At 48.0% G+C, this 15,459-nt stretch carries 8 protein-coding genes and 1 pseudogene; 2 read left to right on the top strand and 7 right to left on the bottom strand.

Annotation, left to right across the window (positions count from 1 at the left end; genetic code table 11):
- Nucleotides 1-37 precede the first annotated feature (37 nt).
- Nucleotides 38-202: pseudogene (locus ABEW73_RS16955) on the top strand (aquaporin); the annotation flags it as partial.
- A 10-nt stretch (nt 203-212) separates the two neighbouring features.
- Here the strand turns inward: ABEW73_RS16955 and ABEW73_RS16950 are convergent.
- The 7 genes from ABEW73_RS16950 to ABEW73_RS16920 all read right to left on the bottom strand — a co-directional run bounded on the left by ABEW73_RS16950 (nt 213) and on the right by ABEW73_RS16920 (nt 13,969).
- On the bottom strand, nt 213-3,326 hold the full coding sequence (locus tag ABEW73_RS16950; protein WP_430166894.1) for an ATP-binding protein: 3,114 nt from the start codon (nt 3,324-3,326) through the stop codon (nt 213-215).
- Nucleotides 3,327-3,715: 389 nt separating this feature from the next.
- Complete coding sequence (locus ABEW73_RS16945) at nt 3,716-6,496, bottom strand: endo-beta-N-acetylglucosaminidase (protein ID WP_430166421.1); 2,781 nt, start codon at nt 6,494-6,496, stop codon at nt 3,716-3,718.
- Nucleotides 6,497-6,590: 94 nt separating this feature from the next.
- Entirely contained in the window at nt 6,591-8,111 is a 1,521-nt protein-coding gene (locus tag ABEW73_RS16940; protein WP_430166419.1) for an ABC transporter substrate-binding protein, read from the bottom strand.
- A 116-nt stretch (nt 8,112-8,227) separates the two neighbouring features.
- The gene (locus tag ABEW73_RS16935; protein ID WP_430166417.1) at nt 8,228-9,175 is read right to left on the bottom strand and encodes a carbohydrate ABC transporter permease; all 948 of its coding nucleotides are present in this window, start codon (nt 9,173-9,175) and stop codon (nt 8,228-8,230) included.
- A 21-nt stretch (nt 9,176-9,196) separates the two neighbouring features.
- Nucleotides 9,197-10,126 carry an ABC transporter permease gene (locus ABEW73_RS16930; RefSeq protein ID WP_215158247.1) on the bottom strand — a complete coding sequence of 310 codons (930 nt, stop codon included), beginning with the start codon at nt 10,124-10,126 and terminating at the stop codon, nt 9,197-9,199.
- 433 nt (nt 10,127-10,559) lie between these two features.
- Complete coding sequence (locus tag ABEW73_RS16925) at nt 10,560-12,110, bottom strand: response regulator (protein WP_430166415.1); 1,551 nt, start codon at nt 12,108-12,110, stop codon at nt 10,560-10,562.
- Nucleotides 12,107-13,969 (bottom strand): sensor histidine kinase, encoded by a 1,863-nt coding sequence (locus ABEW73_RS16920; protein ID WP_430166413.1) that lies wholly within the window; start codon nt 13,967-13,969, stop codon nt 12,107-12,109. Before ABEW73_RS16920 ends, ABEW73_RS16925 begins: the two co-directional genes overlap by 4 nt.
- A gap of 358 nt (nt 13,970-14,327) precedes the next feature.
- On the opposite strand from ABEW73_RS16920, the gene ABEW73_RS16915 reads away from it, so the two are divergent.
- Nucleotides 14,328-15,401 (top strand): hypothetical protein, encoded by a 1,074-nt coding sequence (locus tag ABEW73_RS16915; RefSeq protein WP_430166411.1) that lies wholly within the window; start codon nt 14,328-14,330, stop codon nt 15,399-15,401.
- The last annotated feature ends 58 nt before the right edge of the window (nt 15,402-15,459 follow it).

The following is a 15,459-nucleotide window of genomic DNA, read 5'->3' as shown; positions in this document are numbered from 1 at the left end:
GAAGCTCTCTGTTCAGTTTTGTCTATTTGCCTCGTTTATGGTGCTTGTTCTGTTCGGCTGCGGCAGTGCCGCTACGGCGGGGGGAGAGCTCGGCCATTTAGGAATCGCCTTGGCATTCGGGCTGTCTATTGTGGCGATGGCCTATGTCATCGGTCCGATCTCGGGATGTCATATCAATCCGGCGGTTTCACTTGCCATCTATAAAATGACATTTACTTCGTTTCGCTGCGCACATAAAAAGTTACCTTGGTCCCTTTACCCAACGTGCTTTTGATATGAAGTCCTGTTCCGAAGTGCCGCTTTAAGCGCTGATCTGTATTGATCAGGCCGACTCCTGAGTTGCGTTCTGCTTTTCTTTCCAATATCCGTTGCAATTGAACTTCGTCCATTCCGATCCCATTGTCTTGAACCGTTATCTCTGTCAGCGTGTCATGGACAGAAATTCGAATATGTATTTCCCCTCCGCGAGTGCGCTTCATAATGCCATGTCTTATCGCATTTTCTACTAAAGGCTGGATCGAGAGGAAAGGGACTTTTAACTCTTCGCAGTCATCTACCTCCCATACGACCTGCAGCCGCTCATCAAATCGGACCTTTTCGATGTATAAATACGAGCGCACTAGACTTAACTCCTCTTTGATCGAAACAAGTCCATCCGTATCTTGGAACCTGAATTTATACCTCAAAAAATTGCTAAACTCATCAAGCAAATGACGCATCTTATCCAAATTAATGTCACTTAACGCTGTTACGGCACTTAATGCATTGAATAAGAAATGAGGCTGGATTTGCGCTTGCAGCCATGCAGCCTCTAATCGCAATTGTTCCCGAACCGTTTGTTTAATCGTTGTTAGCGCCTTAATCCGCGATCTGATTTCTAATGCTTCCACCGGCTTTGTCACATAATCGTTTGCTCCTGCTAAAAAACCGCTTTGAATATCCTTCGGCTGGCTTCTTGCGGTAAGGAGCAGCACAGGGAGTTCGGTAAGTGTATACCGCTCACGAATCCTTCGTGTCAGCTCATAACCTGACATCTGCGGCATCATAATATCGGAGATGACCAGATCCCATTCCTTCGTGTCCAGCATAGCCAATGCTTCTTTACCGCTCGTTGCCATCGTTACATCATATTCGTCAGGCGGTAGTATAGCCTCAAGTACTTGAAGGTTGACCGGATCATCATCCACAATTAATAAGAGCGGACGATCACGATTCATTGCAACAAAGGTTGTTTGTTTTACCACTGGCGGGATGTCCTTTGTTTCCAGAACAATTGAGGCTGTTTCCTGAGTCGACGCTGGTTGTAATGTTAATTGTTCTAATGAGTTAGAACCCCCATCCTCTTCCTCCGCGTCCAAACTAGCCAGCTTTAACGAAAATGTAAACTTCGAGCCTTCTCCTAAAACAGAGGACACCTCTAACGTACCACGATGAAGTTCAATGAGCTGCTTGCTTATACTTAAGCCCAACCCAAAGCCGCCTTCAATCATGGTCTCGCTCGCGCTGGCTTGCTCGTACGGAAGGAATAAGCGCTTCAGCATGTCCTCATCCATGCCGATCCCGGTATCAGCAATAACAATAAATGCTCTTCCATCCTCTGCCAAAGCCTGAATCGAAATGACACCTTCATTCGTATACTTCACGGCATTATGAAGCAAATTGAAAACGATTTGAATCACCCGGTTCTCATCTGCAATGACAGGTGGAAAATCCTCAGGAATCTGATTTACGATGTTGACGGCCTTCACCTCTGCGTTAAATTGCAGCATATCAATGACTCCCGTTATGATCGGCTGAATCGATATGACTTTTTTCTGTAAACGTGGATTGCCTTCCCGCAGACTCATCACATCAATCAAATCATTTAATATAAGTGTTAGCCGACGTCCTACAGATAGTACCGTTTCGAGCTCCTTGACACTTCGATCCTGTAACAAATGCCCTTCTCTGTTCAGAACGGACTGTGACATGTTAAGGATGCTATGCAGCGGATTTTTAAATTCATGAGACGTGTTCGCCAAAAATTGATCTTTATGGTCATTCACTCTTTGCAAGGTTGCGGCAATCTCCTTGGTGTTAGCATGCATGTTGAAATAACCCTTAAACCATACAGAGGCCAAGCACCCCATCGAAATAATCAAGTCAAACGGATAATGGACAACGCTCAAACCGCTCTCCCGCCAGAATAAAGACCAAAGAAAATGGTGAACCAGCGCAAGCATAGAAAAGAGAAGGAACAGATGGCTTTTTATATCCTGGATTACTTTTTTTAAGATGGCTATGATCGTGATTACGGCTGCGATGCATCCCAATAGGAAATAAACCGGGAAGAGCATGATCACCTGATGGGGAGCTAAAAACAACGTAACTGCGGCAGTTCCCAGATTCATTATGGTATAAATAGGATACATCCTGCGCCAATAAGGGAGTTCACGATGATTCGTACATTCTAGCAACGCATAGCATCCGATCATGAACGCGGCATTGGATAGTCGAAAGTCCCAATCACTGCCGACGTAAAACAATTGATGAAACAGCTTCTCATCGCTACTAAATAGACTGGAAAGAGTTACGCATAGTGTCAACAAAGAAAAATAAAGCAGCCTCTTCTCTTTATTTCCTAGTAAAAACAAAATAAGTGCATAAACAGAATGCATAAGAAATATAATGGCTCCCAGCGTCTGCATGGAAACGGAGAATTTCATTTCCTTTGCAATGGCTTCTTCTGAACCGAATTTAATGGACCTAGCAATGCCGCCGCCTCGACTGTCCACATAATTTGCCGACTGAATTACTAAATCGATGACACCGTTGTCGTCTGCTGTAAAACTTGTAGAATAAGGCAGGTTCTTTGCCGTATATTCTTCCTTTATTTTCGCCACCTGCCCGGATTTAGCAAGCAGTCGGCCATTTACATATAATTCGGATGAAGTGCGTACGCTGGGTACACGAATACTATAATTAACGTTCTGTTTCGGATTTACTTTAATGCGCAGGCGATAGGATGCATAACCATATGGGGTTGGCTCTTCGCTATGCAAAGCTTCATTCCATCCTCCCGGAACCGAAATCAGCTTTGGCTCGATCTCGGCTGACACACGCTGCCGACGACCACCATCCAGCAACCATTGTGAGGGATAAAACTCCCATTCCCCATCAAGTAAGAGAACGCCGCCATCTTCTGCATTCCAATGACGTAAATCCAATTGCCCATTCGGAATGGACACCTGCTTTTGATGAGGTAACAATTCCATCCACACCATGCGCAAGCTCGATAGAATGACTAACAATAACCCAATTAACAAGATCATATGACTCTTTTTCATTTGGTATTTTGGTGAGTCGTTTGCCAAGAAGTATTCCTCTCCTAATCCATTCTAATATAGGCACTGCTCCATCATTTACGGTTCCAAATAGATATGAAAGAACAACCATTGACGACTTCAATGCCATCAATGGTTGTTTGCGTTGCTACATTATATATCGACCAAGATGGTCAATCTCAGCAGCCTTGCAATCAGTGCTCTTACGGCCCGCGTCAATTGCGCAACATCCAAATCGTGTCCTACATCAGGTTAACAACCCTATCTATACAAAATCTATACACGCTGGCCTAGGGCCTTAACGGCGATTCTATGAAAGGAGCCAAACTGTATAGACAACCAAAAAAGAGCGTTCCCCCACTCAAGGGAAACGCTCTTTCTCGTAATCCGAATTATTTCAAGCCCAGTACCTCAAAATCATAAATTCGCGCTGCCGTATCCCCGCCTTGTGTCGCCTTCTCTACTTGAAGACGCACATACTGTGCGGAAGTCAGTTCGATGGCATGGCTGCTGACCGCTTTCGTATTGTCTTTGACCGATACCGCATCCTTCCACTCCTTGCCGTCCGAGCTTACCTGAATGGAGAATGCCCGCGTATTGAATGCGGCTGGCTCGCCTCCGGCTTCCGCATGCTTGATCACGAATTCGCTGATCTTATGCTCGGCTCCCAAGTCCACCGTCATCGAATGAGGCCCGTCTCCGACAGCACACCATTTGGTAGCCGTATTACCATCCACCGCAAATTGAGGTGCTTCCTTCTCATTCACGAAGCTGGATGCTGACGTTTTCTTGCCAAGGGCAAGGTTGCCAACGCCATTCTCCGCTTCCCGTGTAACCGTGATGAGCTTCTTCCGAACCAAGTCCTCGCCAACGCTATTTTTAGCAGTTAGCGTCACTTCGTACGTTCCTTCCTCCGGATATGTCACTTTAGGATTCTGCTCCGTGCTGGACGCTGGCTGTCCACCTGGGAAGCTCCAGCTCCAGGACTCCGTTACTTCCGAGGAAATATCCGTGAATTGCACCGTTTCTCCTGGTGCGATCAGCGTTTTATCCGCTTTGAAGGCTGCAACCGGCTTCGGATATTCCGGCCAGTCAAAGCTTATCGACGATGCTTTTCCTTGTTCATAATGACGGTTCACTGGAATCACGACCATCTTGGTTGCCTGCTCTTTCAGCAGCCGCTTCATTTCCGGCACGTAATACACGGTATTCCCCGTCATGCCCATCAACTCGTACTTGCCGTCCGGATGAACCCGGTACACCTGGTAGTACATCACGTCCTCAGCCTGTTTCGGTGCCTTCCAAGACAACCGCGCATCACCATATATTCCGTCCCGGAAGTCGTTCTCGATCACCTGAAGATCGGTCACCTGGTGCGGTTTCTTCGCCTTATCATTCACCTGCGCAACGGCCAGTTTGCCGATATTGGCCCGATAATCCGCTATGTCTGCGGCAGATTCGAATTGAAGCGAGATTCCCACGATCGTGCGGTCTTTATACTTGTTCAGCTTGATGCTTCCCTGCTTCCAATCCTGATCCGCGCCCGTGGCGGTCCACTTGCCAGGCTCGAAAAATTCATACTTATCCGGCGCATCGGAGAATGCCAAACCGATCTTTACCTTGGCGTCCTTCGCATTGTCTGCATAGACAAGCGATACTTCCGTCGTCGCTTCTACCGGGATATTTGCCTTATACAGCTTGACATGGGTAGAGGAGTCTTTGCTTACGGCACCCGCCACCTGAAGCGAGCTGCCTCCATAGTAGGATTTGGTGAAATCAAATCCAGGCTTGAGGGCTTCACCTTTGCCGCTTAGTTCCGTGATCCAGCGCCAGGTCGGCAAAATATCCTGCAGGCTCCGGTTGCTCCAGTCGCTGCTTCGCATCACTTTGCCGTCCACCGCAAACAAATGGCCGTTCCCGGTATTAAAATGGGTCACAAATTCGGAATCCGTGAGTACGGTTTTGGCAACCACATCATTCGCTATCCCTCTCCAGGCAAGCGGATCGGTCCCTTCAGGCTGCGAGGTATGGGCTGGATTCATTCCAGGTCCCGCCCAGAAAATCTGCTCCTTTTTCATATACTCCTCATGGGTTTCGGAGCTGTTAAACGCCCAATCAGGACGGTAAATGCCGAGGGAGGTTGTCGCTTTCTTGCCTTCCGGGAACACAACCGGCCAATTGAATTTGCCCTCGTAGCCGTTCGCCTCCACATCGATGCCAGCATATAGATCATACGGGCTGCGACCAAGCTCCGCCGCTTTAGCCGGGGAATTTAAGAACGGCGTGATGTAATCGTATTTGCCGTTCTTCTCATCCTTGTACTGCCAGCGGAAATCAATAAACATATGGTCGGAAACCCGCTGATTTCCCGCCTGGAAGAACATCTCGTTCTTATCCGTTAAAGCCCCCTGCCACTTCACTGGTCCTTCCTTGATCATGGAATCGTACCAGATCACTTCCATGCCTGGCGCTTTTTTCTGCTGAAGATACGTTAAAAACTCAGCCATCTTGGCGGCATCCTCAGGCGTTCCGCCCTGAGTTTCCTGATTGATGAACCAGCCGTCAAATCCGTAATACGTTGCAACCTCAATCAGTTTGTCAGCAACCGGGAAGGATCCGTCCTCCCGCTGCTTTAACAGATCATGCAGCCATTGGATCTTGCCTCCATGCTCGGTTTGCGGCAAGAAAACGGTTCCAAAAACAGGTACGCCATTCTTGTGAGCCGCATCGATCACATCCGCGCTTGGCGGAACGATCAATCCTTCGCCTGCCGAGCCGCCCCACATCACCAGCTTGTCGATATACTGCCAATTGCTGAAAGTATAGGTATGGAACTTCTCCGAGCCTTGGGAAGGAGCTCCGCTTGTGCTTGGATACATGGAAGCAATCGATAAAACCTTCACTTCCTCCTTGGCATTGCGGTTTACCTTATTGCCCTGGATTCGCTGATCCTCGAGCTTCACCGTTCCCCGATTAAAAAGCGCATCCTTATCCGTGGACGGCGACCATTCCAGCAGCGTGTTCGGATACCAATACGACGAGTGAGGCTGTGCGGCTTCGGCTTCTCCAGCAAAACCCGTCAAGGACGCGGCCAACACCGCCGTGCTCATCCATACTGTCATTCTGCGTTTCCACTGGGCTTTCGTTAAATAATCCGGTTTGATTCGTTTCATTGGAACAACCTCCTATATTTATAATGACTAGATATGACAGAGAGAAACGGCCGTGAAGATCAGCCGTTTCTACCCCTCATACACTTTTTATGGATTACTTGTTTTGAGCTTTCCACTCATCAAACTGCTTTTGAGCTTCAGCGATAACTTTGTCAATTCCGGCATCCTGGAATTTTTGTTTTGCTTTTGGCAAGTATTCTTCAGGATCGATGGAGCCGGTATACAGTGCAGGAATAAATTCCTTCGCTACGTTCGTGATAGCCGCAACTTCCGTTTTTACAGGAGCCGTATCAAAGTTAAAGCCGAACGTAGGAGCTACTACAGCGGAGCTGTTAAATTTCTCGAATGCTTCCCACTTGTCCTTAGGCTCACCTTCATGAAGGTACGTCAGGAACATATTGCCGAGCGCAAATCCAGGCATGGCATAGCTTTCCTGCATGGCAGGCATATCCTCGATGTACGGCTCTTCAAGCTTCTTGTAGTGCGTTCCTTCTAAACCGTATTGAATCATATTCCGGAGTTTCACATCGGTGTTCAGCAGGTTCAAGAACATCATCGCCCGCTCCGGATTTTTGGAGTAAGAAGAAATTGCCATCATGGAGCCAGCTGCGGAGCTGGTGTAAATGACAGGGTCATGCATCGGTCTCGTCACAATGTCATATTTCGCGTTTCTGGACCAGCCGAGTTCTGCGTATGGCTGGGTAATCTCGCGGTCCACGAGCCATTTGCCGGTTTTGATGTTATCAATGCCATCCAGCGTCGCTACATCCTCGCGTACATAACCCGCTTTATAGTATTTGCGCATCGTGGTCAGCGCCGATTTCAGTTCAGGTGAATCCAGCAAATTCTCAAATTTAAAGTCTTTGGTGTCAAGGTACATACCAATCGGAATTTCATCGCCAAGAGGGAAGTCCACCGGCAAGTACGGCTTAAAGCCTTTCGGCACGGCAAGCGGCGTAATATCCGCAGGCTCGTTCTCTTTAATCGTTTTCAGAAGCGGTTCCAAATCCTCAAGCGTTGTCACGTTGGAAATGTCCAGGTTGTACTTATCCAGATACTTCTTGTTGAAACGCCATACAAACTGCTGTGCCAATTCCTTGTTGGCCGGGATGCCATAGTTCACGCCGTTGACCTTCGTTCCTTCCAAGAAACGAGGATCCAGCGTTTCCTTAATGCCTTTTCCATATTGATCAAGCAGGTCATTCAGCGGCTTGAATGCGCCCTTCGCTGCATTGGGAAGATAATCGAACGCCCATGAGCTAGTGAAGGCGATGTCGTAATTCTCGCCGGAGCTTGTAATAACCTGCATCCGCTGGCTGTAATCGCCCCAGTCGATCATACTGATCTCGAGCGTTGCATTGATTTTTTCCGTCAAATATTTATTGATTTCCTCTTGAACCACGGGAAGATCCTTCTGGTTAGGCCCGATCATGTACATTTTCAGTTTGACCGGATCCAGCTTGGAAACATCGACCGTGCCGTCGCTTTGAACGGCTGCCCCTTCCTTCGAAGGTTCGCCAGACTTAGCGCCTTCCTTACTGCCGCAAGCCGACAATACGACCGTCAGCAGAAGCACAAGAGCAAGGGACAGTATAGAAGCCTTTTTCTTAAACATGTGTTTTTCCCCCTGTATCACTTAATGGTTAATGCTATATTGACACCGCTTACACACCTGAGACATCAAAGCCGGATTTCTCCGGCAGTGTGCGATGCGGGTACAACCTTATGAGATTAGCCTTTGACCGAGCCTACCGTCAGGCCCTGGACAAAATATCGCTGGAAGAACGGATACGCCATAACAATCGGCAGTGTCGCCAATACGACCATCGCCATCCTTACCGTCTCTGTCGGCAGGCCAGCTGCTGCATCGAATGAACCGATATTTTGCGCATTCTGCGTCAGAAAGTCCATGTTCTTCTCAATCTTCATGAGCATGAACTGCAGCGGCGGCGTCGCCTGCGGATTGTTATAATACAGCAAGGCGTTAAACCAGTCATTCCAGTAGCCCAAAGAGCTGAACAAACCAATCGTTGCAATCCCGGGCAGCGAGACCGGCAGCACGATTCTGATAAAGGTCAGAACCTCGCCGGCGCCATCGATTTTGGCGGACTCAATAATTTCATCCGGAATTGTCGTTTGGAAGAAGGTCCTCATGACAATGATGGAGAACGCGCTCAAGGATAAAGGAAATATCAACGCCCAGATTGTGTTTTGCAGATGCAGAAACTGGGTCATCACGATATAACCAGGTACCATACCACCTGAGAACAGCATGGTAAAGAATGCAAGGAAGCTGAAAAAACCTCTAAATTCAAAGTTTCGACGGGACAATGCATAGGCATAGGTCGTAACCAACGCCAGACTCACCAGCGTCCCCAGTACCGTGACCAGGAGCGTTAAGCTGAATGAGGACAGCAATTCGCCTCCCGTTTCGAAAATATATTCATACGCTGCCGTACTGAACTGACTCGGCAGCAGCCTGAAGCCTTCCAAGACCAGGGTCTGTTCATCCGTCAAGGAAATAATAATAACAAATAGAAACGGAAAGATACAGGAAAACGAGAAGATGCCGATCACGATATTAAAAATCGTATTCCACAATGGGGAGATGGCGTTGTAGTCTCTCTTCTTTGAACGCTTTGCCGGCGGATTCGCGGTTTGCGTGGATAGCTGCGTCATGAACGGTACACCTCCCTCGGATTAGAAGATCGCATGATCTTTTTCAATTTTACGAACGATATAGTTAGCGACCAGAATCAGAATCAATCCTACAAGCGATTGGTACAAGCCCGCCGCCGTACTCATTCCGATATCCCCCATATTGATGAGTCCACGGTAAACGAAGGTATCGATAACATTCGTGACCGGATACAAGGCGCCCGAATCCTTCGGAAGCTGATAGAACAATCCGAAATCGGAACGGAAGATGCCCCCGATTGCCAATATGGTCAGTATGATCATCAGCGGTTTCAACAGCGGAATCGTTATGTATCGCACCTGCTTCCACTTGGTGGCTCCGTCGATGACAGCCGCTTCATAATAAGACTTGTCGATCCCTGTAATAGCGGCCAGGTAAATCACGCTGTTGTAGCCCACGCCTTTCCAGATACCGACAAATACGAGAATGTAGGGCCAATACTTCGCTTCCGAATACCAACTGATCGGATCTCCTCCGAAATAGGTAATGATTTGATTCAGCGTCCCTTTGTCCACACTCAGGAAGGTGAACGCAAAATAACTGATAATAACCCACGACAAAAAATGCGGCAAAAACATGCCGGTCTGATAAACCTTGGCCGTACGTTTATTGACAAGTTCGCTTAGCATGATCGCAAAGCCCACTGCAAAGACCAGACCCAGGATGATAAAAGCCAGGTTGTACAGGATTGTATTCCTCGTAATGATATAGGCATCATTGGTTGTAAACAGATACTCGAAGTTTTTGAACCCTACCCATTCGCTGTTGAACACGCTGGCGAAAAATCCGTCCGGGCTTATACGGAAGTCCTTAAACGCGAGAACGGTGCCGAACATGGGCAAGTAAGCAAAGATAAGAAACCAGATGGTTCCGGGCAGTATCATCAGCAGCATAAACCGGTTGCGTATGACCTTTTTGATGAACCCCGACATGAGCACTCCTCCTCTTCCCTGTTAAATACAAGTGCTGCGACTGTTGTAGAAGATCCCCCATGATCTTTGTCGATGCGGCTATTCTATCACTCGCCTTTAACTACTACCATTGTGCCAAGTAAGCGCTATCGTGCTCAAGTTGAAAAATACTAGAACGGGATGGATAAATTAAAGAATCCCTTATAAGTGCGTGTTCAAAAAGTCGGGTTTTCAGCACCGAGAAGGTTGGATGAAGCTAGGGACTGAGGAGCGGAGCGTACGTTTTGGGTACGTGAGCACCAGAAGGCCCGGCTGAATTCAAGATTCGATGCCGAGTTACTTCTTGATTCCCTTCGTGATCAAAAGATGACTTTTTGAACAACCTCTATAAAACAACAAAGAACAGGCTGAGGGTCATCCGCCCTGAGCCTGTCGCTAATGGTTTACTGTTCATTTAGATCCGATACATGGACCTCATCTCGGTTGGAGATACGCCCGTATATTTTTTGAACTGCCTGTAAAAGTAGGAGCTGTCCGTATAACCTACGCTGAACGCAATATCCGCCGTCTTTTGATCCGTATGTAGGAGGAGCTGCGTGGCTTTCTCGATACGGTACTGGTTCAAATAGTCCGAGAAGCTTGCCCCGACCTCCTGCTGAAAGAGCTGCCCCAAATAATTCGGATGCATCTGCAGCCGCTGGCTCAGCGTCTTCAGGGAAAGCTCTTCCGGATAATGGTGCTGCACCTGCTCCACAAGGAACGAGACATGCAGGCTATAGCCCTGATCCGCTTCTTGCAGGCGCGCGAGGCTGCGTTCGACGATACGCCATACGTGATTTCGGAGCCCCTGGAGCGTATTAATCCGGTGCATTGGGGTAAATATCTCGCTGTAATCGGGGTTTTTCTCCATATCCTTCGCCGCGATCATCAGTTGGACTGCCGCATTCAAGCAAGTTCCCCGGGGTACCGTCTGCTCCCCACTGCCATCGCCGAGAACGGTCTCGATATAAGCCTGCAAGGAGGGAACGTCTCCCTCGATCAGCAGCTTTGCAAAGGTATCGGGACGAGCGGACGGCGAAGAAGCCTGAACGGTCTCCGGTTCCGTAGGCGGACTGTACAGGTTCATGTCATCTCCGGCAATCAGGCAGGCGTTGAAATGGCCCTTCGCCTTCCTGTAGCTCTCCTGAATATCTTTGAAATCATTGAATCCCGCGCTTCCTTCGGAGCACCACATGCGCAAGCCGGTCAGCTCCCGCAGCTTGACCATAGCATTTCTCATGCCCTCCCGCGCGGCTTCCCTCCGCTCATTCATCGTGATCGACATCACAACGATGTCGTCATCCGCATCGGGGAAGCAAATTACCTCATGATTTCCCCCAAGCTCTTCCGAAAAGGCCCGGCAATATTCATCGGCTAGGCTGGTTAAGCGATAAAGCTGGGATACCGGGCGTTCGTCGGATATAAGCCGCAAAACATAAACCTGGTAAGACACATAATTCAGCGGAATGCCGAGAAGTTCGGCTCTTTGCTTGAGCTCCGAGCTTTTGATTTCCCCGTTGACCCATCGCTGCAAAATATTGCTGCGCAGAATCTTCCAATCCTCCTCGGAGCGAAACCGTTTCAATTCCTCGCGCTCCCAATCGCCACGGATATGCTTGATGGTCGCTTCCAGCTCTTCGATGTTGATCGGCTTCAAAATGTAATTCTGAATGCCGAGCGTGATCCCCACCTTCACATATTCAAATTCTTCGTACCCGCTCAGCACAATGAATTTGGTCCGGGGATGCATTTCCTTTACCTTCTTGATCAACTCGAGCCCGTTCATTCTGGGCATCATAATGTCCGTGATCAGCAGGTCCACAGGCTCCTCCCTTAACCGCTCAAGCGCCTGTAGCCCATCGTTGGCCGAACCTGACACATGCAGGTCGTAGTTCTGCCAATCCACAATGGTGGCCAAGCCCTGAGCAATCAAAGGCTCGTCATCAACAAAAAATACCTTCCTCATGTCGTCTCCCCCTTGCGAAGCATCGGTATTTCCATGCGGACCTCGGTTCCCTGTCCTTCCGTGCTGTTTATGGTCACTCCGTAATCATGTCCGTAGTTCAGCACGATTCGTTCATGCACATTCATCAGCCCGATCGAACGGTATCCCTTGTCGGGAGGCTGAAGAACCTTGTCCAGCATGCCGCGGATTTGGGTCAGCTTTTCCTCCGGAATGCCCGTTCCATTGTCCGATACGATGATCACGACCCGGTCCCCTGCCCGGCGGGCACGGACTGAAATTTTATTGTTGTCTTCCAGAGGGCGAAATCCGTGAACAATATAGTTTTCCACGATCGGCTGGACCAGCAGCTTGATAATGCTGACGCTTTGGATTTCCGGATCCACCTCGATTTCCGTCTCCAGCCGCCCGTCATAGCGAATGCGGAACAAGTCGAGATAAACGGAACACATGTCCATTTCTTCTTCAACGGTAACCACCGTGCTTTTTTTCACCATGTTCTTGAACATGACCGACAAGCTGTATATCATTTGCCCCACTTCCTTCGCCCCCACAAAGTACGCCTTCATGCGAATGGATTCGAGCGTATTGTATAGAAAATGGGGGTTGATCTGGGATTGCAGGGCAACCAGCTCCGCGTTTTTTTGCTTGATTTCCGAGGTATACATTTTATCGATATATTGTTCCAAACGGTCGCCCATGTCGTTAAACCGGCGGGAAATCTGCTGAAGCTCGTCTTCGCCGGACATCTGAATGCGCGTCGACAGATCGCCTTCGCCGATCCGGTTCATCGAGCGAATAATCCGCTGCACTTTTTTGGAAAACTTGCGAACGATCGTAAACGTAATCGCAAAACTGGCCGCCATAAACACAAGGGTGACCAGAATCAGTCCCGTTCTTAAACTCTCCGTGCTCTCTTGGATCAGGGATTGCGACACAATTCCCACCACCGACAGGCCCGCATTGCCGACATTCAAGATGTTCACCTTGGAGGGTTCATCCAGTTCCACCCAGTCCCCGGCTTTTTCCTGCTCCAGGTGGTAGGGATAGGTTTGACCGTAGTACTCATCCTCAGAATCGTAAATAACGGTTCCCTGCGCGTTCAACACCAGAATCCGGCCTTTTACCGAAGCGCGGCTCTCCAGCCAGGATGAAATCTGCCGGGCGTCGAACTCCACATTCATCATCCCCACCCGATTTAAGGTCCACGGATCCTTCAACTCTCTCGAATAGGAATACGATCTAGGACTGGAACCTCCGGATGAACCCGAGGACTCGTTTTGAGGCATGGTATCCCAGCTGTGCTGCTCCCGGCGGGCGAACCAGGTCTCCCACTTGTTCTTGGAACCCGCTTCATTATTCAACTGCTGGTTGGTCCGGCTGATATGCATGTAAAAATTGTTCGGATAGCTGTAGATCGACACACTTCTGGCGCTTGATTCCTGCTCCAGATAATTTTTCAGCAAGGTATTGAAAGACCGTAAACGCTGCTCTCCCGTCCTGGTGTACAAATCCAGCCGGTATTTCAGGTAACTCTCATATTCGTTATTCAAAAAATAGATCAGCTCATCGCTCAGCGTGGCATCTCCGTATATCTGCTGAAATATATTCTGTATCCCCTCATACTGCCGACTCAAATAAATATTCAGAACATGCGCGGATTTGAGATTCGCATCGGTCTGCTCACGGAGTATGCGCTGCGTCTGGTATTGATAAACCAGGGTTGCCGCAATCGCGAACAGCACGATCATGACGGTCGAGTACAGCACGACGATTTTGTTGAACATTTTTCGCTTCAGATGATTTAAATAGAATTGGCGCAGTCTGAAAATATGAAACACACCCTGTTCTATAATGGTCACTTCACTTCGGCACCCAGTGTACACCCTTTCCGTAAACCCGGCAATTGAAATTTGCATCTTTATGAAGCTTAAAGAAATAATTCGCGTCCTTTCAAGAAGCCCTCCAATCCTGAACTCCGTTCATACAACCGGACGGTGCACCAACGTTTTCCTAGCTCGGCATGGCAGCGGTGCTGAAAATGAGAAACACATCCGTTCGTCCTGACCGAACGCATGAACGAAAATATTAAACTACGATATGGAATGGAACGGACAAGTCAGCACACTGCATTTATGAAATCGAAGAGCAGAGGAATGCCCTTCTATATGTTGAATATGTATATGGAACTAAATCATATATGAAACCGAGGATATGAAGATGAAACTTCAATTACTGTATCATGAATATCTGAATCTAAAATTCAATAGAGGATTACCGTCCATTCCATTGGACGGCTTTAAATATGAACTTCTTGAGGAAGATGGCGCTGAATTATTCTTTGTCGAACATAAAGATAGGGCCTTTGTTGAGTGGGTGTACGAATTACACCCCCGAGATCCCCATTATGTTGCGAGCCCGGACTGGAAGCCTGTGCTCTCGGCTTTTTTTAACCATCTGGACGTCTATGATGAACTCGTGCTCTATTACCTGTTATTTACGATCAACAAGACGACGTCCATCGTAAGGACCCATCCATTCCATGCCATGAATGATTTTATGAAGAACTACTGCTTTTTTCAGTTGGCTCAGTTGACGGATGCCTCCGGGTTGAACGAGGAGCAGAGGCAGCAATTAAGGGACTTCTTTTTCTTTTTCTACCTGTATGCTCACCCCGTTAATGAGGAGACGCTCTACGCCTTTTCATTCAATGGGCAAGATTTGATTCATACGAAAACCAATATCCGTATGGAGCATTATTTTACTGTATATCACGATTACTATAGCGAGAATCTCGACAAGCATAGAGACCAACTGTTCATCGCTCCTCATGAAATTCATGCCTGCAAGGATCTCACACTGGAGCTGTTAAGGTCCATCGAGGGTAAATCACCCAAGCCAATCATGCCTTCCGAGGAGGGTTTAGACGCACTAATACAACTGATCAATAACGTTGATGATTTGATTCATATGAACGCCGAGAATAAAACAACGTTATTCGGTATAATTAGAGACTTTCTCTCGGACAGTCGCTCGAACCCCTATCGACAGCATTGTTTCCGTACGCTGCTTCAGAATTACGTTTGTTATATCCTTTATTTTAAGTTTGATGAAATTAATGAACTGGTCGATTACTTTAAAGGCAATCCGGTATGGTGCGAAGCGATCATCAATAACATCTTTACCGATGCCATCTTTATTCAGAAGATGATGAGGCAGAACCAAATCGATATAACCAAGTATCCGAACGTGATCGAATTCTTCAATGAGGAGGCGCGGAGGATTTACCTGTAAGTATATAAACCCGAAATTATGGGGCTCAACCAAAAAAATGGTACCTATCCTTCTGATT

Source organism: Paenibacillus lautus (assembly GCF_050482385.1).
Lineage (GTDB): Bacteria > Bacillota > Bacilli > Paenibacillales > Paenibacillaceae > Paenibacillus_AQ > Paenibacillus_AQ lautus_B.
The sequence above is the reverse complement of the archived record's forward strand: the minus strand, read 5'-3'. Positions and strand labels throughout refer to the sequence as shown.

Excerpts from the sequence above, each read along its gene's own strand:
- ABEW73_RS16950 (WP_430166894.1), bottom strand. The coding sequence starts at position 3,326 with ATGAAAAAGAGTCATATGATCTTGTTAATTGGGTTATTGTTAGTCATT.
- ABEW73_RS16945 (WP_430166421.1), bottom strand. The coding sequence starts at position 6,496 with ATGAAACGAATCAAACCGGATTATTTAACGAAAGCCCAGTGGAAACGC.
- ABEW73_RS16940 (WP_430166419.1), bottom strand. The coding sequence starts at position 8,111 with ATGTTTAAGAAAAAGGCTTCTATACTGTCCCTTGCTCTTGTGCTTCTG.
- ABEW73_RS16935 (WP_430166417.1), bottom strand. The coding sequence starts at position 9,175 with ATGACGCAGCTATCCACGCAAACCGCGAATCCGCCGGCAAAGCGTTCA.
- ABEW73_RS16930 (WP_215158247.1), bottom strand. The coding sequence starts at position 10,126 with ATGTCGGGGTTCATCAAAAAGGTCATACGCAACCGGTTTATGCTGCTG.
- ABEW73_RS16925 (WP_430166415.1), bottom strand. The coding sequence starts at position 12,110 with ATGAGGAAGGTATTTTTTGTTGATGACGAGCCTTTGATTGCTCAGGGC.
- ABEW73_RS16915 (WP_430166411.1), top strand. The coding sequence starts at position 14,328 with ATGAAACTTCAATTACTGTATCATGAATATCTGAATCTAAAATTCAAT.